30 protein-coding genes and 1 pseudogene are annotated in these 16,668 nt (G+C 43.0%); 1 reads left to right on the top strand and 30 read right to left on the bottom strand.

Going from position 1 to position 16,668, the window contains the following annotated elements; all coding sequences use genetic code 11:
- Positions 1-142: 142 nt before the first annotated feature.
- The 30 genes and pseudogenes from A7P54_RS14895 to A7P54_RS14750 all read right to left on the bottom strand — a co-directional run bounded on the left by A7P54_RS14895 (position 143) and on the right by A7P54_RS14750 (position 15,298).
- Positions 143-640: a GNAT family N-acetyltransferase gene (locus tag A7P54_RS14895; RefSeq protein WP_171550030.1), complete on the bottom strand. Its 498-nt coding sequence runs from the start codon at positions 638-640 to the stop codon at positions 143-145.
- Positions 641-790: 150 nt separating this feature from the next.
- Positions 791-1,156, bottom strand: a complete 366-nt coding sequence (gene rplQ, locus A7P54_RS14890; protein ID WP_004641032.1) for a 50S ribosomal protein L17 — start codon at positions 1,154-1,156, stop codon at positions 791-793.
- An 18-nt stretch (positions 1,157-1,174) separates the two neighbouring features.
- Complete coding sequence (gene rpoA / locus A7P54_RS14885; protein WP_004804125.1) at positions 1,175-2,182, bottom strand: DNA-directed RNA polymerase subunit alpha; 1,008 nt, start codon at positions 2,180-2,182, stop codon at positions 1,175-1,177.
- An 18-nt stretch (positions 2,183-2,200) separates the two neighbouring features.
- Entirely contained in the window at positions 2,201-2,827 is a 627-nt protein-coding gene (gene rpsD / locus A7P54_RS14880) for a 30S ribosomal protein S4 (RefSeq protein WP_004657698.1), read from the bottom strand.
- 12 nt (positions 2,828-2,839) lie between these two features.
- Positions 2,840-3,226 (bottom strand): 30S ribosomal protein S11, encoded by a 387-nt coding sequence (gene rpsK, locus A7P54_RS14875; RefSeq protein ID WP_004281491.1) that lies wholly within the window; start codon positions 3,224-3,226, stop codon positions 2,840-2,842.
- Positions 3,227-3,245: 19 nt separating this feature from the next.
- Entirely contained in the window at positions 3,246-3,602 is a 357-nt protein-coding gene (rpsM, locus tag A7P54_RS14870; protein ID WP_004804122.1) for a 30S ribosomal protein S13, read from the bottom strand.
- A gap of 107 nt (positions 3,603-3,709) precedes the next feature.
- Complete coding sequence (rpmJ, locus tag A7P54_RS14865; RefSeq protein ID WP_000867907.1) at positions 3,710-3,826, bottom strand: 50S ribosomal protein L36; 117 nt, start codon at positions 3,824-3,826, stop codon at positions 3,710-3,712.
- A 21-nt stretch (positions 3,827-3,847) separates the two neighbouring features.
- Entirely contained in the window at positions 3,848-5,167 is a 1,320-nt protein-coding gene (gene secY, locus A7P54_RS14860) for a preprotein translocase subunit SecY (RefSeq protein WP_171061115.1), read from the bottom strand.
- A 45-nt stretch (positions 5,168-5,212) separates the two neighbouring features.
- On the bottom strand, positions 5,213-5,653 hold the full coding sequence (rplO, locus tag A7P54_RS14855; RefSeq protein WP_004804120.1) for a 50S ribosomal protein L15: 441 nt from the start codon (positions 5,651-5,653) through the stop codon (positions 5,213-5,215).
- A 3-nt stretch (positions 5,654-5,656) separates the two neighbouring features.
- Complete coding sequence (gene rpmD / locus A7P54_RS14850) at positions 5,657-5,833, bottom strand: 50S ribosomal protein L30 (RefSeq protein WP_004804119.1); 177 nt, start codon at positions 5,831-5,833, stop codon at positions 5,657-5,659.
- A 6-nt stretch (positions 5,834-5,839) separates the two neighbouring features.
- Complete coding sequence (rpsE, locus tag A7P54_RS14845; protein ID WP_004657688.1) at positions 5,840-6,337, bottom strand: 30S ribosomal protein S5; 498 nt, start codon at positions 6,335-6,337, stop codon at positions 5,840-5,842.
- A 2-nt stretch (positions 6,338-6,339) separates the two neighbouring features.
- Positions 6,340-6,690: a 50S ribosomal protein L18 gene (gene rplR, locus A7P54_RS14840; RefSeq protein WP_004775881.1), complete on the bottom strand. Its 351-nt coding sequence runs from the start codon at positions 6,688-6,690 to the stop codon at positions 6,340-6,342.
- A 14-nt stretch (positions 6,691-6,704) separates the two neighbouring features.
- The gene (gene rplF / locus A7P54_RS14835; protein ID WP_004804118.1) at positions 6,705-7,238 is read right to left on the bottom strand and encodes a 50S ribosomal protein L6; all 534 of its coding nucleotides are present in this window, start codon (positions 7,236-7,238) and stop codon (positions 6,705-6,707) included.
- 13 nt (positions 7,239-7,251) lie between these two features.
- On the bottom strand, positions 7,252-7,647 hold the full coding sequence (gene rpsH / locus A7P54_RS14830) for a 30S ribosomal protein S8 (protein WP_004804117.1): 396 nt from the start codon (positions 7,645-7,647) through the stop codon (positions 7,252-7,254).
- 11 nt (positions 7,648-7,658) lie between these two features.
- Positions 7,659-7,964 carry a 30S ribosomal protein S14 gene (gene rpsN / locus A7P54_RS14825; RefSeq protein WP_004641050.1) on the bottom strand — a complete coding sequence of 102 codons (306 nt, stop codon included), beginning with the start codon at positions 7,962-7,964 and terminating at the stop codon, positions 7,659-7,661.
- Between the two features lie 9 nt (positions 7,965-7,973).
- A complete protein-coding gene (rplE, locus tag A7P54_RS14820) occupies positions 7,974-8,510 on the bottom strand; it encodes a 50S ribosomal protein L5 (protein ID WP_004804116.1) in 537 nt (178 codons plus the stop codon).
- Positions 8,511-8,525: 15 nt separating this feature from the next.
- Positions 8,526-8,843: a 50S ribosomal protein L24 gene (gene rplX / locus A7P54_RS14815; protein WP_004804115.1), complete on the bottom strand. Its 318-nt coding sequence runs from the start codon at positions 8,841-8,843 to the stop codon at positions 8,526-8,528.
- Positions 8,844-8,852: 9 nt separating this feature from the next.
- The gene (rplN, locus tag A7P54_RS14810; RefSeq protein ID WP_004657680.1) at positions 8,853-9,221 is read right to left on the bottom strand and encodes a 50S ribosomal protein L14; all 369 of its coding nucleotides are present in this window, start codon (positions 9,219-9,221) and stop codon (positions 8,853-8,855) included.
- 92 nt (positions 9,222-9,313) lie between these two features.
- Positions 9,314-9,571, bottom strand: coding sequence for a 30S ribosomal protein S17 (rpsQ, locus tag A7P54_RS14805; RefSeq protein ID WP_004657679.1), 258 nt, complete (start codon positions 9,569-9,571; stop codon positions 9,314-9,316).
- Positions 9,568-9,765: a 50S ribosomal protein L29 gene (rpmC, locus tag A7P54_RS14800; RefSeq protein WP_000849927.1), complete on the bottom strand. Its 198-nt coding sequence runs from the start codon at positions 9,763-9,765 to the stop codon at positions 9,568-9,570. The genes rpsQ and rpmC overlap by 4 nt, the downstream gene beginning before the upstream one ends.
- Entirely contained in the window at positions 9,765-10,178 is a 414-nt protein-coding gene (rplP, locus tag A7P54_RS14795) for a 50S ribosomal protein L16 (RefSeq protein ID WP_004657678.1), read from the bottom strand. The genes rpmC and rplP overlap by 1 nt, the downstream gene beginning before the upstream one ends.
- A pseudogene (rpsC, locus tag A7P54_RS14790) lies at positions 10,118-10,934 on the bottom strand (30S ribosomal protein S3). Before rpsC ends, rplP begins: the two are co-directional and overlap by 61 nt.
- 1 nt (position 10,935) lies before the next feature.
- Complete coding sequence (gene rplV / locus A7P54_RS14785) at positions 10,936-11,265, bottom strand: 50S ribosomal protein L22 (RefSeq protein WP_004657676.1); 330 nt, start codon at positions 11,263-11,265, stop codon at positions 10,936-10,938.
- Positions 11,266-11,276: 11 nt separating this feature from the next.
- Complete coding sequence (gene rpsS / locus A7P54_RS14780) at positions 11,277-11,552, bottom strand: 30S ribosomal protein S19 (protein WP_004641066.1); 276 nt, start codon at positions 11,550-11,552, stop codon at positions 11,277-11,279.
- A gap of 13 nt (positions 11,553-11,565) precedes the next feature.
- Positions 11,566-12,390, bottom strand: coding sequence for a 50S ribosomal protein L2 (gene rplB / locus A7P54_RS14775; RefSeq protein WP_004660349.1), 825 nt, complete (start codon positions 12,388-12,390; stop codon positions 11,566-11,568).
- Between the two features lie 11 nt (positions 12,391-12,401).
- Positions 12,402-12,722 carry a 50S ribosomal protein L23 gene (rplW, locus tag A7P54_RS14770; RefSeq protein WP_004641070.1) on the bottom strand — a complete coding sequence of 107 codons (321 nt, stop codon included), beginning with the start codon at positions 12,720-12,722 and terminating at the stop codon, positions 12,402-12,404.
- The gene (gene rplD, locus A7P54_RS14765; RefSeq protein ID WP_004804113.1) at positions 12,719-13,321 is read right to left on the bottom strand and encodes a 50S ribosomal protein L4; all 603 of its coding nucleotides are present in this window, start codon (positions 13,319-13,321) and stop codon (positions 12,719-12,721) included. The genes rplW and rplD overlap by 4 nt, the downstream gene beginning before the upstream one ends.
- 11 nt (positions 13,322-13,332) lie before the next feature.
- On the bottom strand, positions 13,333-13,971 hold the full coding sequence (rplC, locus tag A7P54_RS14760) for a 50S ribosomal protein L3 (protein WP_004775888.1): 639 nt from the start codon (positions 13,969-13,971) through the stop codon (positions 13,333-13,335).
- Between the two features lie 59 nt (positions 13,972-14,030).
- Complete coding sequence (rpsJ, locus tag A7P54_RS14755; RefSeq protein ID WP_000070912.1) at positions 14,031-14,342, bottom strand: 30S ribosomal protein S10; 312 nt, start codon at positions 14,340-14,342, stop codon at positions 14,031-14,033.
- Positions 14,343-14,569: 227 nt separating this feature from the next.
- Positions 14,570-15,298 (bottom strand): type 1 glutamine amidotransferase, encoded by a 729-nt coding sequence (locus tag A7P54_RS14750; protein WP_005201207.1) that lies wholly within the window; start codon positions 15,296-15,298, stop codon positions 14,570-14,572.
- Between the two features lie 169 nt (positions 15,299-15,467).
- Between A7P54_RS14750 and A7P54_RS14745 the strand changes: the two genes are divergently transcribed.
- The gene (locus tag A7P54_RS14745) at positions 15,468-16,661 is read left to right on the top strand and encodes a PLP-dependent transferase (protein ID WP_171550029.1); all 1,194 of its coding nucleotides are present in this window, start codon (positions 15,468-15,470) and stop codon (positions 16,659-16,661) included.
- Positions 16,662-16,668: the final 7 nt, after the last annotated feature.

Below are 16,668 nucleotides of genomic sequence, written 5' to 3'. Positions count from 1 at the left end.
TACTTATAAACATGCTTTATTCAATACCTAGAGGGAGACAACTTTTAAGGAAAAAGCTCAGGATAAGAGATGATGTAGAAATAGATGTATTAGCAATTTTAGATCGTAGCTTTAATTTCAAATAGAAAATGCCATTTATATCCTAGAATAAAAATAGCTTCATCAAAATCTCATCCGTATATTCTGCGTTATTTTTTAATGCTTTTGATTCCACTCCATAAGTTTGAAAGCCAAACTTTTGATATAGCTTAATTGCTGGCTGATTATCATCAGCGACAATAAGTAAAATTTGTTCTAGATATTCTTTGCTATGTTCAATAACAGTCGTGAGTAATCTATCTGCCACCCCCTGTCTTTGAAATTCAGGTTCAATAAATACACTTGATAAATAAGCCTTATGAGCAAGCTTTGTTGCGACCTCTCGCGTTAAAGTCGCTAAACCAATAATTTTATCGTTGTAGTAAACGCCAAAAACTGTTGAACTAGATAAGCAATTTTCAAAGAAACTTAAGGGCTTCACTACTTCTATACGATAAGTAGAACCAAACATTTCAGGGGCTTTTGCTAAAGCTGAAAGCCTGATCGTTCTAAAGTCATTCAGCTCATTCACACTTAGAATTTTAATCTCAATATTTAGCATACTTGTCTATTTGAATTTTTATAAGAACGCGACTTAATTTAGCATATCAACCAGTTGGCCAAACACAGATTAATTAAAAAGATAAATAAAAAAGGCCGGTTATTACACCGGCCTTTTTTGGAACAACTGACTGTTCTACACGTAGAAGTATTATTTTACTTCACGGTCAACGAGTTCAACGTAAGCCATCGGTGCAGCATCACCTGCACGGAAGCCCGCTTTAAGAACACGAAGATAACCGCCGTTACGTTCTTTGTAACGAGGGCCAAGAACGGTAAATAATTTACCAACAGTTGCTGCAGAACGAGTACGAGCAAACGCTAAACGACGGTTTGCTACTGTATCGTTTTTTGCCAAAGTGATTAAAGGCTCAGCAACGCGGCGAAGTTCTTTCGCTTTAGGCAAAGTTGTTTTAATTAACTCGTGCTCAACTAAAGCATTTGTTAAATTTTGGAACAACGCCTTACGGTGGCTGCTGGTACGGCCTAATTTCACACCACTATTACGATGACGCATGGTGATAGTCCTACTTAATTAACGGCTACGATAGGCAAAACGGTCATCCATACGGAGACTAGCTGGTGGCCAGTTCTCTAAACGCATGCCGAGTTGTAAACCTTTCGAAGCCAAAACATCTTTGATCTCTGTTAACGATTTTTTACCTAAGTTAGGAGTTTTTAACAACTCAACTTCAGTACGTTGAACAAGATCACCAATGTAGTAAATATTTTCTGCCTTCAAACAGTTAGCAGAACGAACAGTTAGCTCGAGATCATCTACTGGACGAAGCAAGATTGGGTCAACTTCTTCGCGAGGCTCTTGAGCAACAGGAGTTTGATCTTTCTGAAGGTCAACAAAAATTGCAATTTGTTGTTGCAAGATTGTTGCCGCTTTGCGGATTGCTTCTTCTGGATCAACAGTTCCGTTAGTCTCAAGATCAATCACTAACTTATCAAGATCGGTACGTTGTTCAACACGAGCATTTTCTACTGTGTATGAAACACGCTTGATTGGGCTATAAGAAGCATCTAACTGTAAACGACCTACAGGACGTGTTTCACCTTCAGGGAAACGTGAGTCAGATGTTTCATAACCACGACCTTGAGAAACTTTAAGGCGCATTTTCAATGAACCTGTAGAACTCAAAGTACCGATTAAATGATCAGGGTTAACCACTTCAACATTATGAGGTAAACGAAGATCAGCTGCAGTTACGTCACCCGCCCCTTGTTTCTCTAATGTCAAATATGCTTCGTTTTGATCGAACAGCTTAATAGACAATCCTTTTAGGTTCAGCAAGAGCTCGACGATGTCCTGCTGCAAGCCTTCTAAAGTACTGTACTCGTGCTCGACACCTTCTATTTCTACTTCAACCACAGCAGCGCCAGGTAAAGAAGACAATAGAATGCGACGTAAAGCATTACCTAGAGTATGACCAAAGCCACGCTCTAAAGGTTCCAGAATCACTTTTGCCGAGGTCCCGCTCACCGCTTCGACCTTGATCGCTTGCGGAGTTAGAAACTCGTTTGCAGTACGCGTCATTTATTGCTACCTCAAGGATTATTTAGAATACAATTCTACAATCAAGCTTTCGTTGATTTCAGCAGGTAAATCAGAACGATCTGGTGCAGCTTTAAACGTACCTTCTAACTTAGAATGGTCAATTTCCATCCAAGCAGGGATACCACGTTGAGCAGCTAATTCAATTGCGTTTTTAATACGTAATTGTTGTTTAGCGCCTTCGTGTACTGCAATTACATCACCAGCTTTAACTTGGATAGATGCAATGTTAACACGACGACCGTTCAAAGTGATGCTACGGTGAGATACTAACTGACGAGCTTCTGCACGTGTAGAACCAAAACCCATGCGATAAACAACGTTATCAAGACGGCTTTCAAGCAATTTCAACAAGTTTTCACCTGTTGCGCCTTTCACACGAGCAGCTTCTTTGTAGTAGTTACTAAATTGACGCTCTAACACACCGTACATACGACGTACTTTTTGTTTTTCACGTAATTGTAGTGAGTACTCTGATTGTTTGCTACCACGAGCTCCGCCATGTTGGCCAGGAGCTTTAGCATGTTTTTTAGTCTTAACGTCAAACGGTTTAACGCCAGATTTTAATTGCAGGTCTGTCCCTTCGCGGCGAGAGAGTTTGCATTTTGGACCAATATAACGAGCCATGAATGTTTCTCCTTACACGCGACGTTTTTTAGGTGGACGGCAACCGTTGTGCGGAATTGGAGTCACATCGGTAATGCTGTTAATTTTATAACCCACTGCACCTAATGCACGAACCGCAGATTCACGACCAGGACCAGGACCTTTTACAAGGACGTCCAAGTTTTTCAAACCGTAATCTAAAGCAGCTTTACCAGCAACTTCAGCAGCTACCTGAGCAGCAAACGGTGTTGATTTACGTGATCCACGGAAGCCTTGTCCACCTGAGGTAGCCCAAGCCAATGCATTACCTTGACGATCGGTAATCGTAACAATGGTGTTATTAAAAGAAGCGTGAATGTGTGCGACACCTTCAGAGACGGTACGAGTGACCTTCTTGCGTGCGCGAGTATCTTTAGCCATCTTTTAGCTTCCAGAAATCTTATTTCTTAATCGGTTTGCGCGGACCTTTACGGGTACGTGCGTTAGTTTTGGTGCGTTGTCCACGGACAGGCAAGCTGCGACGATGACGAAGACCGCGGTAGCAGCCTAAATCCATTAAACGTTTAATGTTCATGGAAATTTCGCGACGTAAATCACCTTCGGTCGGAACCTTAGCAACTTCTGCACGAATCGCATCAAGCTGAGCATCATCTAATTCACGGATTTTTGTAGTTTCAGCAATACCAACAGCAGCTAAGATATTCTTAGAAGTGTGGCGACCTACACCAAAAATATACGTGAGAGAGATAACAGCATGCTTGTTATCCGGAATGTTTACACCGGCAATACGAGCCATTCAATTTTCTCCAAAAAGGCAGTCAAGATAATCAACCGCCCCACAAAAATCTTGAGGGGCGGATAATAACCTAATTAGCCTACTGAAATCAACAGGTCTTAATTAAATTAACCTTGACGCTGCTTATGACGAGGTTCTGCGCTACAAATTACGCGAATAACCCCATTACGACGGATAACTTTACAGCTACCACAAATTTTCTTTACAGAAGCTTGTACTTTCATGATGAAACCTTCTAAGTGCGCTTATCCCTTAGGATGAGCAGTCGTTTTTCTCATTAACGTTTGATTATCATATTGATGCGAAGTAAGGTGCGCTTGGAGTTGCGCCATAAAGTCCATTACGACTACGACGACAATCAATAAAGATGTTCCACCCAAATGGAATGGAATACCAAACGAACTTTGCAATACCATAGGCATTAAACACACTACAGTAATGTAAATTGCACCAATGAAGGTCAAACGGTTAAGAATATGATCTAAATAACGAGCCGTTTGCTCACCTGGGCGGATACCAGGCACATATGCCCCGCTACGCTTTAAATTCTCTGAAACTTCTTTCGGGCTAAAAACTAGCGCAGTATAGAAATAACAGAAGAAGATAATTAACGCGCCAAAGAGCATTAAATACAACGGCTGTCCAGGCGATAACACCAATGCCAGATCTTGTAGGCTGCGCTTCACAATCCCTGCATTTGGATCAGCACTTCCTAACCATTGTCCCAAGCTCGCTGGAAATAATAACAATGAGCTTGCAAAAATCGCTGGAATTACACCTGCCATGTTAATTTTTAACGGCAAATGTGTTTGCTGTGCAGTAAATACACGACGACCTTGCTGTTTTTGTGCGTAGTTCACTGGGATACGACGTTGTGCTTTTTCAATAAACACGATCGCAGCTAAAACGGCTAATGAGAGTAAACCGAATACAGCTAAACCAATTAAGCTACCCTGACCATTCTGTACAGACGTAAACGACTGAATCACAAGATTTGGCAAACCTGCCACAATACCTGCGAAAATGATCATCGAGATACCATTACCAACACCACGTTCAGTAATTTGCTCGCCCAACCACATCAAGAACATCGTCCCAGCAACTAACGAAGTTACTGCTGGAACGTAGAATGCTAGGCCTGACGTTAAGGTAATACCTTGACTAATCAAGCCAGCACACATCCCTACACCTTGCACGAGTGCAAGAAATAAGGTGCCGTAACGCGTATATTGATTGATCTTACGTTTGCCTTGCTCGCCTTCTTTTTTCAAAGCTTCTAGCGAAGGAACTACCGTAGACATTAACTGCACGATAATCGATGCAGAAATGTACGGCATAATCCCCAACGCCAGAATCGACATGCGTTCTAATGCACCACCAGAGAACATGTTAAATAAACCTAAGAAGGTACCTTCATTAGCTTTAAAAAACTGTGCTAGCGCTACATTATCAATCCCCGGCAACGGAATATGCGCTCCTAGTCGAAAGACCAATAACGCGCCAATCAAAAACATTAATCGACGAATAATTTCACGGTATTTCACATGAAATGGTTGGCCTTTCATCATGTTTACATGACCTGAAGAACTAGGAGTCATAGACACTCGAGATTACTCCTCGACTTTACCGCCAGCAGCTTCAACAGCAGCTTTAGCGCCTTTAGTCAACACAACACCTTTAACAGTGAATGCGCGAGTGATTTCACCAGAAAGAACGATGCGAGCACGAATTTGGTCACGACGAACAACATTCGCAGCTTTTAAAGTTTCAAGGCTAACAACATCACCTTCAACTTTATTCAACTCAGACAAACGTACTTCAGCAGTTTTCAAAGCGATTTGGCTAGTGAAACCGAATTTAGGCAAACGACGATATAACGCAGTTTGACCGCCTTCAAAGCCTGGACGAGTACCACCACTTTTACGTGAGTTTTGACCTTTGACACCACGGCCACCAGTCTTACCAACGCCAGAACCGATACCACGGCCTAAACGACGGTTATCACGCTTAGCACCTTCTGCAGGTGCAAGTTCATTTAAACGCAGAGTCATGGCTTATTCCTCTACACTAACCATATAGTAAACTTTGTTGACCATACCACGGTTAGAAGGCGTATCTTGCACTTCTACAGTATGACCAATACGACGCAGACCTAAACCTTTAAGGCAAAGTTTATGATTTTTTAAACGATGCGAAGAAGATTTAGTCTGGGTAACTTTAATCGTTTTCATGATTGATTACCCTTGAATTTGTTCTACTGAAAGACCACGTTTCGCAGCGACTTTCTCAGGAGAAGTCATATCACGCAAACCTTTGAAAGTTGCGTTTACTACGTTAGCAGCATTTGTAGAACCATAACATTTAGCAAGTACGTTATGTACACCTGCAGCTTCAAGAACAGCACGCATAGCGCCACCAGCAATTACGCCAGTACCTTCTGAAGCAGGTTGCATGTATACACGGCTTGCGCCATGACGAGCATTCACAGGGTGTTGTAAAGTAGTACCCGCAAGGTCTACAGTAATCATGTTACGACGAGCAGCTTCAAGTGCTTTAGAAATAGCAGCTGGAACTTCACGTGCTTTACCACGACCAAAACCTACGCGACCATTACCATCGCCCACAACAGTTAATGCTGTGAAAGAGAAGATACGACCACCTTTAACAACCTTGGCTACACGATCAACGGCAACCAGCTTTTCAACGAGACCTTCGTTTTGTTCAACTTTCGCCATGATTAGAACTCCAAGCCGCCTTCACGAGCAGCATCAGCCAAGGCTTTGATACGACCATGATATTTAAAACCAGAACGGTCAAATGCAACTTTGGTAACACCAGCTGCTTTAGCACGTTCTGCGATCAAAGCACCAACTTTCGTAGCTGCATCTACATTACCTGTAGTACCGCTACGTAAAGATGCATCTAAAGTTGAAGCTTGCGCTAAAACTTTTCCACCATCTGCTGAAATAACTTGCGCATAGATGTGACGCGGCGTGCGGTTTACACACAAACGAGTCGCACCCAATGCACGAATGTGCAAGCGTGTGCTTTTCGCACGACGCAAACGGGTTTGTTTCTTTTCGTTCATAAGAACCTCGCGCCTTATTTCTTCTTAGCTTCTTTACGAAGAATAACTTCATCCGAATAACGAACACCTTTACCTTTATATGGTTCAGGAGAACGGTATGCACGGATTTCCGCTGCCACTTGACCTAACAACTGCTTGTTTGCTGACTTCAAAATGATTTCAGTAGCAGTTGGAGTTTCCGCTGTTACACCTTCAGGTAAAGCGTAGTCAATCGGGTGTGAGTAACCAAGGTTAAGGTTTACAGAAGTACCCTTAACCGCAGCTTTATAACCAACACCAACAAGCTGTAACTTACGTTCGAAGCCTTCGCTAACACCTTTTACAAGGTTGTTTAATACAGCGCGAGCAGTACCAGCCTGCATCCAAGCGTCTTTCGACTCTTTAGCTGGAGCAAGTTGAAGTTTACCTTCTTCCTGTTTTAGCTCGACCAGCGCATGCAGGTTGAAAGACAATGTACCTTTGCTGCCTTTCACTTCGACCTGCCGGCCGTTCTGAGTAACTGTTACACCATTAGGTACAGTTACTGGGGCTTTAGCCACACGAGACATGAGGAATCACCTATTAAGAAACAAAAGCAATAACTTCACCACCAACGCCCGCAGCACGTGCAGCGCGATCAGTCATGATGCCTTTGCTTGTAGAAACAATTGCAATACCTAAACCTTGCTTAACGCTAGGAATTTTATCTTTACCGCGATATTGACGTAGACCTGGACGGCTTACACGCTTAACGGTTTCGATAACTGGTTTGCCTTCGAAATATTTTAAAGTAATTGTCAAAGTAGATTTTGTTTCTTCAGAAGCAACTTCTACATTTGAAATATAACCTTCTTGTTGAAGTACGTTTGCAATAGCAACTTTCAACTTAGAAGAAGGCATAGAAACAGTTTGTTTCTTAGCCATTTGTGCGTTACGAACACGTGTTAGCATGTCGGCAACGGTATCTTGCATACTCATTTAGTCGCTCCTTACCAGCTTGCCTTAACAACGCCTGGTACATCACCCTGCATTACTGTGTCACGTAATTTGTTACGGCTTAAACCGAACTTACGGAAGTAACCATGAGGACGACCAGTTAAACCACAACGGTTACGAAGACGTACTGGAGATGCGTTACGTGGCAATGCCTGTAACTTTAATGTCGCTTCGAAACGCTCTTCGTCACTTGCATTTACATTAGCAATCGTTGCTTTTAATTCAGCACGTTTTGCAGCGTATTTAGCAACTGTCTTTTCGCGTTTCAATTCGCGATTAATCATACCTTTCTTAGCCATATCGACCTCTTATTTGAACGGGAAGCCGAATGCACGCATAAGCGCACGGCCTTCGTCATCGCTACGAGCAGTTGTCGTAATAGTGATGTCTAAACCACGGATACGATCAATCTTGTCAAAATCGATTTCAGGGAAAACGATTTGCTCTTTTAAACCCATAGAGTAGTTACCACGACCATCAAATGATTTCGAAGAGAAACCACGGAAGTCACGGATACGAGGGATTGCGATCGAGATCAAACGATCCAAGAATTCGTACATTTGGTCGCCGCGTAAAGTAACTTTACAACCGATCGGCCAACCATCACGGATTTTGAAACCAGCGATTGATTTACGAGCAAGTGTCACAACTGGTTTTTGACCAGCAATGAGTTGCATATCAGCAACAGCGCCATCTAATAATTTCTTATCAGTCGCAGCTGCGCCTACACCCATGTTAAGGGTGATTTTTGTGATGCGAGGAATATCCATCACATTCTTAACGCTAAGTTCTTCTTGTAACTTTGCTTTAAGTTCGTCGTTGTAACGTGCTTTAAGTCTGGCCATTGCCTTTTCAACCTATTACTTCGCTACCGCCACTGATTCACCATTTGATTTATAAACACGAGTTTTCGCGCCATCAATCACTTGGTAACCAATACGGTCAGCCTTTTGGGTTGTAGCATTAAAAATTGCCACGTTTGAAATATGAAGCGTAGCCTCTTGAGTAACGATGCCGCCTTCAGCGCCAGTTACACGGTTTGGCTTTTGATGCTTCTTCACTAAGTTAAGGCCTTCGACCTTAACTCGATCTTCAGAAACTGACAAAACGATACCTTGTTTGCCTTTTTCTTTACCTGCGATCACAATTACTTGATCGCCTTTTTTAATCTTAGCCATGATTGCCTCTTATAGAACTTCAGGAGCCAATGAAATGATTTTCATGAACTGTTCAGTACGAAGTTCACGAGTCACTGGTCCGAAGATACGAGTAGCAATCGGAGCTTTGTTGTTGTTCAAAATAACAGCTGCGTTATCGTCGAAACGAATAACTGAACCGTCTGGACGACGGATGCCGAACTTTGTACGAACAACTACAGCATTCATCACGTCACCTTTTTTAACACGTGCGCGTGGAATTGCTTCTTTTACAGTAACTTTAATAATATCGCCAACTGAAGCATAACGACGGTGTGAACCACCAAGTACTTTAATACATTGTACGCGGCGTGCACCACTATTGTCTGCTACGTCGAGCATACTTTCGGTTTGAATCATTGCCCTACTCCAAAACCGAGCATCACCGGTCACAATTTCGAAAGGCTCAAAGAGTACTCGAAATTGTCCGATGATGCAACAAGAACGTCTAATTACTCAGCAGCAGCTTCAACTACTTCCACTAAAGTCCAAGCTTTAGTTTTAGAAATTGGGCGGCTTTCTTTGATGGTTACCAAGTCGCCTAATTTAGCAACATTGTTCTCATCATGAGCGTGTAATTTAGTTGAACGGCGGATTGATTTGCCATACAACGGGTGTTGAACGCGGCGTTCAATAAGCACAACAATAGACTTGTCCATTTTGTCGCTTACGACTTTGCCGGTTAACGTGCGGACTGTTTTTTCACTCATTGTCCGTTCCCCTGTTTTTCGGTAAGGAGTGTCTTAATACGAGCAATTGTCTTACGAGCAATTTGCACTTCATGCGATTTGCCTAGTTGACCAGTTGCTTTCGCCATACGAAGACGGAATTGGTTAAGCTGTTGCTCATCAAGCAAAGCTTTCAACTCTTCTACCGACTTTTCACGTAGATCTTTAGTTTTCATTACATCACCGTCCGAGTCACGATAGTGGTTTTAAACGGGAGTTTAGCAGCAGCTAAAGCAAAAGCTTCACGCGCTAACTCATCGCTAACACCTTCAATTTCGTACAGGATCTTACCTGGCTGGATCTGACAAACCCAGTATTCCACGCTACCCTTACCTTTACCCATACGTACTTCTAATGGTTTTTCGGTAATTGGTTTGTCTGGGAATACGCGGATGAAGATTTTACCACCACGTTTGATACGACGGCTAATGGTACGACGTGCAGCTTCAATCTGACGCGCAGTCATACGACCACGTTCAGTTGCTTTAATTGCAATCGAACCAAATGATACTGTACTACCACGATGCGCTAGACCAGTGTTACGGCCTTTGTGCACTTTACGGAATTTGGTACGTTTAGGTTGCAACATGGATTATTCTCCCTTGTCAGCAGCACGGTCACCGCGACGACCACGACGCTCTTGACCTTCACCACGACCACGACCACGTTTAGCTGGACGCTCTTCAGCAGGAGCAGGGTTCATGACTTGTTTCATGCCACCTAAGATCTCGCCACGGAAAATCCAAACTTTAACACCGATCGTACCGTATGTTGTTTCTGCGCGCATAGTTGCATAGTCGATGTCAGCACGAAGCGTATGCAAAGGTACACGACCTTCACGATACCACTCAGTACGAGCAATCTCTGCACCACCTAAACGGCCAGAAACTTCAACTTTGATACCTTTAGCGCCAGCACGCATTGTGTTTTGAACCGCACGCTTCATAGCACGACGGAACATAACACGCTTTTCTAATTGAGAAGCAATCGCTTCAGCAACTAAACGTGCGTCCAAGTCAGGGCGATCAATTTCATTGATGCTAACTTGAGCTGGAACACCCATAATGTTGGTGAGTTCGCGCTGTAATTTCTCAATATCTTCGCCTTTTTTACCGATAACGATACCAGGACGAGCAGTGCTAATTGTTACTTTAGCAGCGCCTGTAGGACGTTCGATAAGAATATTGCTGATCATCGCGTTTTTAAGTTTTTTAGTTAAAAACTCACGAACTTGAAGATCTTTAAGCAAGTATTCAGCGTATTGTTTCGGACTCGCATACCAGTTAGCGTTATGACGTTTCACAACACCTAGGCGGATACCGATTGGATGAACCTTCTGACCCATATCAAACCCCTACCTTAACGGTGATGTGACAAGTACGCTTAGTAATACGATCTGCACGGCCTTTAGCACGTGGCATGATACGTTTAAGGCTCATGCCCTCATCAACGTAAATCGTAGTTACTTTAAGGTCATCAACATCTAAGCTGTTGTTGTGTTCAGCATTCGCGATTGCAGATTCAAGTGCTTTTTTAACAAGCACAGCTGCTTTCTTGTTGCTGAAGTTCAAAATGTCTATCGCACGTGCAACCGACTTACCACGGATCAAATCAGCAACTAAACGTGCTTTTTGTGCCGAGATAGCGGCACCGCGTAATTTAGCAGTTACTTCCATCATAGCACCTATTAACGTTTAGACTTCTTATCAACACCGTGACCACGATAGGTACGAGTTGGCGCGAATTCACCCAATTTATGACCAACCATGTGTTCAGTAACAATTACTGGAACGTGGTTACGGCCATTGTGAACAGAAATTGTTAAACCAACAAAGTCTGGAAGGATCATTGAACGACGTGACCATGTTTTGATCGGCTTACGGTTGTTAGCAGCAATCGCAGCTTCAACCTTAGCGAACAAATGCGCGTCGACGAATGGACCTTTTTTTAATGAACGAGGCATTATTCAGATTCCCTTACTTGACGCGACGGTCGCGAATAATCATCTTAGTCGTACGCTTATTGGTACGTGTCTTGTACCCTTTAGCTTTTTGACCCCATGGACTTACAGGTTGAATACCTTTACTACGTCCTTCACCACCACCGTGTGGATGGTCTACTGGGTTCATCGCCATACCACGAACGGTAGGACGAATACCACGCCAGCGCGCAGCACCAGCTTTACCCAATGAACGAAGGTTGCTTTCTTGGTTAGAAACTTCACCAATTACAGCACGACATTCAACGTGGACTTTACGCATTTCACCAGAACGTAAACGAACGATAGCGTAAGAACCATCACGACCCAACAACTGAACTGAAGTACCAGCAGAACGTGCTAATTGAGCACCTTTACCGATTTTAAGTTCAAGGTTGTGAAGTGTAGAACCGATTGGCATGTTGCGAAGTGGCAAGCAGTTACCTGGACGAATTGGAGCATCGTTACCAGATTGTACTTTATCACCAGCACGTAGGCCTTTAGGTGCAATGATGTAACGACGTTCACCATCAGCATATTTCAATAAAGCAATATGAGCTGTACGGTTAGGATCGTATTCGATGCGCTCTACAGTCGCTGGAATACCATCTTTGTTACGTTTAAAGTCAACAATACGGTAGTTTTGTTTATGACCACCACCCACGTGACGTGTAGTGATGTGACCATTGTTATTACGACCACCAGTACGTTTTTTAGCTTCTACCAACGGTGCATAAGGCGCGCCTTTGTGAAGATGGTCATGAACCACTTTCTCTACAAAGCGACGTCCTGGAGACGTTGGCTTACATTTTTGAATTGGCATAATTCTCGTCCTTATTCCGCTGCGTTTTCAGCGGTATCGCCCAAGTCAGCCATTTCTACATCTTGGCCAGCTTTCAGGGTGACGTATGCTTTTTTCACATCAGAACGACGTCCTAATGTTTTACCAAAGCGTTTTGTTTTACCTTTAGTGATCGTTGTATTAATTTTTACAACTTCAACACCAAAGAGCTGCTCAACTGCTTTCTTGATTTCAAGTTTGTTTGCATTTAATGCAACTTTGAACACTTGAACACCAGCAGTATCACCTAAAACTTGTGCTTTTTCTGAGAATACTGGTCCTAATAGGACTTGATAGATACGTTCGTTGTTCATCCGAGTTCTACCTCAATTTTCTTAGCAGCAGCTACAGACATTACAACTTTATCAAATGCGATCAAGCTAACAGGATCAATAGCAGTAGCATCAACCACATCAACGTGTGGAAGGTTGCGAGCTGCGAGATACAAGTTCTCATCTACAGCATCTGTAATGATCAATGCGCGAGTTGCATTCAAGTCTGTAAGTTTTGCAAGCAAGTCTTTAGTTTTTGGAGCTGCAACAGCAAACTCTTCAACTAATACAAGACGATCTTGGCGAACAAGTTCAGCTAAGATACATTGCATTGCACCGCGGTACATCTTACGGTTTACTTTTTGAGACCAATCTTGTGGGCGAGCAGCAAAAGTTTTACCACCACCAACCCAGATAGGGCTACGAATAGAACCCGCACGAGCGCGACCAGTACCTTTTTGACGGAATGGCTTTTTACCACCGCCAGAAACATCTGCACGTGATTTGTGAGCACGAGTACCTTGACGACCACCAGCTAAGTAAGCTGTAACAACTTGGTGTACAAGAGCTTCGTTAAATTCACGTCCGAAAGCAACTTCAGACAATTCAACAGCAGAGCCGGAAACAGTTTTTAAATTCACAGTATTTCCCCTCAGGCCTTGATGGTAGGACGTACAACAACGTCACCGCCAGTTGAACCAGGAATAGCACCCTTAACAACTAAAACAGAACGTTCAGCGTCAATAGATACGATTTCAAGACCTTGAACTGTTACGCGTTCGTCACCTAAGTGACCAGCCATTTTCTTGCCTTTGAACACGCGACCAGGTGTCTGGTTTTGACCTGTAGAACCTAATACACGGTGAGATACAGAGTTACCATGAGTAGCATCTTGCGTACGGAAATTCCAACGCTTAACACCACCTTGGAAACCTTTACCTTTTGACTGACCAGTTACGTCAACAATTTGACCAACTGTGAACAGATCAACACCGATAGAAGCACCCACTTCACGGCCTTCAAGCTCAGCTTCAGTAACACGGAACTCTTTAACTAAACGACCAGCAGCAACACCCGCTTTCGCGAAGTGACCTTTCTGAGCGTTAGTTACGCGCGATTCGCGACGTTCACCAGTAGTTACTTGAATTGCTTGATAACCATCAGTTTCAAGTGTTTTGATTTGCGTAATGCGGTTTGGATCGACTTCGATAACTGTAACAGGTACAGATACACCAGCATCTGTAAAGACGCGAGTCATACCACATTTGCGACCGACTAAACCAATAGCCATGTGCATAAACCTCTAAAAAAGCGGCCTAATTAACTTAAAAAGTTAATCAACCGAAAGCCTTAACCCAAAGCGATCTGAACATCAACACCAGCAGCAAGATCTAACTTCATCAATGCATCAACAGTTTTATCTGTTGGTTGAACGATGTCGATCAAACGCTTATAAGTGCGGATTTCGTACTGATCACGAGCGTCTTTATTGACGTGTGGTGAAGTAAGAACGTTGAAGCGTTCGATGCGAGTAGGCATCGGAATTGGACCACACACTTGTGCGCCAGTACGCTTAGCGGTTTCTACGATCTCTTGAGCAGATTGATCAATCAGACGATGATCAAAAGACTTCAAACGGATACGAATTCTCTGGTTAGACATACCAGTAAACTCCAAGCCAAATATATAAAGAATCACCCATGACGCACCTCACCATTCTGGTAAGTGTCAAGGGCAGTGAAAATCACTAAGGTCATGATCGATGCCACGACTGTAATGCGTTAACTACTTTCTTCGTAGCAAACGCCCTCCATTTGAGGGTCGCTCATTATAACGATTGTTTAAGTCTTATGCAATTCTTCTTTTCATTTTTTAAGCAATCAATCCAGCTATGCACTCACAACATAATCGATTGCCTGATTCAACAAACGATTTCCCTGTTCAAATTTACTTTTGATGGTTCTTTTTAATTCAGATATCGGTTGTACATATTCACCATTAAAAACTGCCATATCCTCTTCATTCTCAATCAACAGCGCCAAGGTCTGTGGTGTCATTTCTGGATGAAACTGAAACCCAAGAACATTACGTCCGATCTGATACATTTGATTCCGGCAGACTTTATTCTCGGCTAAACGCACCCCACCCTTTGGAATTTCAAAAGTTTCGCTATGCCATTGCAATATATTCAATTGCTCTGGAATCTGAAAATAATCCTCAGGTATATGCGAGGCACGCCCCACATCCATCCAGCCTAATTCTTGGTACGGATTACGACTCACGGCTGCCCCCAAGGCATTGGCAATTAACTGACCACCCAAGCACAACCCAATCGCAGGTTTACCCGCAGCCAAATAACGTCGTAACCATCTTTTTTCGAGCTTCAACCACGGATAATTTGCTTCATCATTCACACTCATGGTTCCCCCCATAATAATCAGCAGATCAACTTCATCTACTCGCGGTAAGGCTTCCAACTCCAAGGGTAAATCGACGGGTAATGCAAAAAACTCAGTTGCGGTAATTTTTGCTTTATGTGCTTTTAAAAAGTCATAGCAACTGCCAAAACCTTCACCAGCAATGTGCTGAAAATAATGCACTCTTAAATGCGACTTCATGCGCTAGAACCTATTTATCGTTAGAATGATAATTAGTCTTAGCAAAAATAAAGCCAGTTTTGAGCAATCGTATTAATCCGTACCGATTCTGTACAAAAGCAGCGCAACACTAGCGGCTTGGTTGATTTTCTCTTAACCTAAGTCATTATATTTATTTAGCCCATGCCCCATGACAACACACAATAAAGCACAAACCAATCTGATTCATGCACCACGCCAAGCCCCTCAATACATTGAAACCGTTCAGCCTCCCTTATTTCGTGCATCCACCATTATTTTTAAAAGCACGGCGCACCTTTTTGACCGCCATTGGACCGATGCTTATGACTATAGTTATGGCACACACGGCACCCCGACGACGTTTACATTAGGGGACAATATTGCGCAAATTGAAGGCGGACGTTATTGCTTGCTTGCACCAAGCGGTTTATCTGCGATTAATCTCGTGAATAGTGCCATTTTAAGTTCAGGGGATGAGGTCTGGGTCGCCGATAATATATACGGGCCCAATCTTGAGCACTTAAATCATCTGCAAGATCGTTATGGCATCACAGTTAGAATTTATAATCCGATTGATGCCAACAGCTTCCAGCCGACTGAAAAAGCCAAGCTCATCTGGCTAGAAGCGGCAGGGTCAGTCACGCTAGAATTTCCTGATTTAAAAAATCTGGTTAAAAAAGCACGACAAGCCAATGTACTCACTGCACTGGATAATACGTGGGGCGCAGGGCTAGCTTTTAATGCTTTTGATTTCTCAGATGAGCACCTCACTGTCGATATTACAGTTCATGCACTAACCAAATACCCAAGCGGTGGTGGCGATATCTTAATGGGTTCTGTGGTCACGAATGACCAAGCACTCCATCACAAACTCTATCGTATGCATGCTATCCAAGGAATTTCCGTTTCAGGTGATGATACGGCACAGATCCAACGCAGCTTGGCGCATATGTCTTTACGCTATGAACAGCAAGCGCAAAGTGCACTCACCCTGTTGAATTGGTTAAAACAACAACCACAGTTTAGCCAAGTCCTGCATCCAAGTGATCCTGATGCAGCAGGCCATCAATTCTGGACAGAAATTTGCAGCACTGGCAAAAGTGCAGGCTTGGTCAGTGTTATTTTCAAACCAGAATATGATCTAGTCATGATCCGAAGGTTCTGCGACAGCCTAACGCTGTTTAAACTCGGATTTAGTTGGGGCGGTCCTGTTAGTCTGGCAATGCTGTATGACTTAAAACAAATGCGTACTTTGGAAAATACACATTTACAACAAGGTTTATTGGTTCGCTTCTGTATTGGACTAGAACATCCAGAAGATTTAATTCAAGATATTCAAAACGCATTAAAACAGCTCGATTGAGATTAAA

The sequence above is a fragment of the Acinetobacter sp. Ac_3412 genome (genome assembly GCF_013072675.1).
Lineage (GTDB): Bacteria > Pseudomonadota > Gammaproteobacteria > Pseudomonadales > Moraxellaceae > Acinetobacter > Acinetobacter higginsii.
This window is presented reverse-complemented; position numbering and strand designations above follow the sequence as displayed.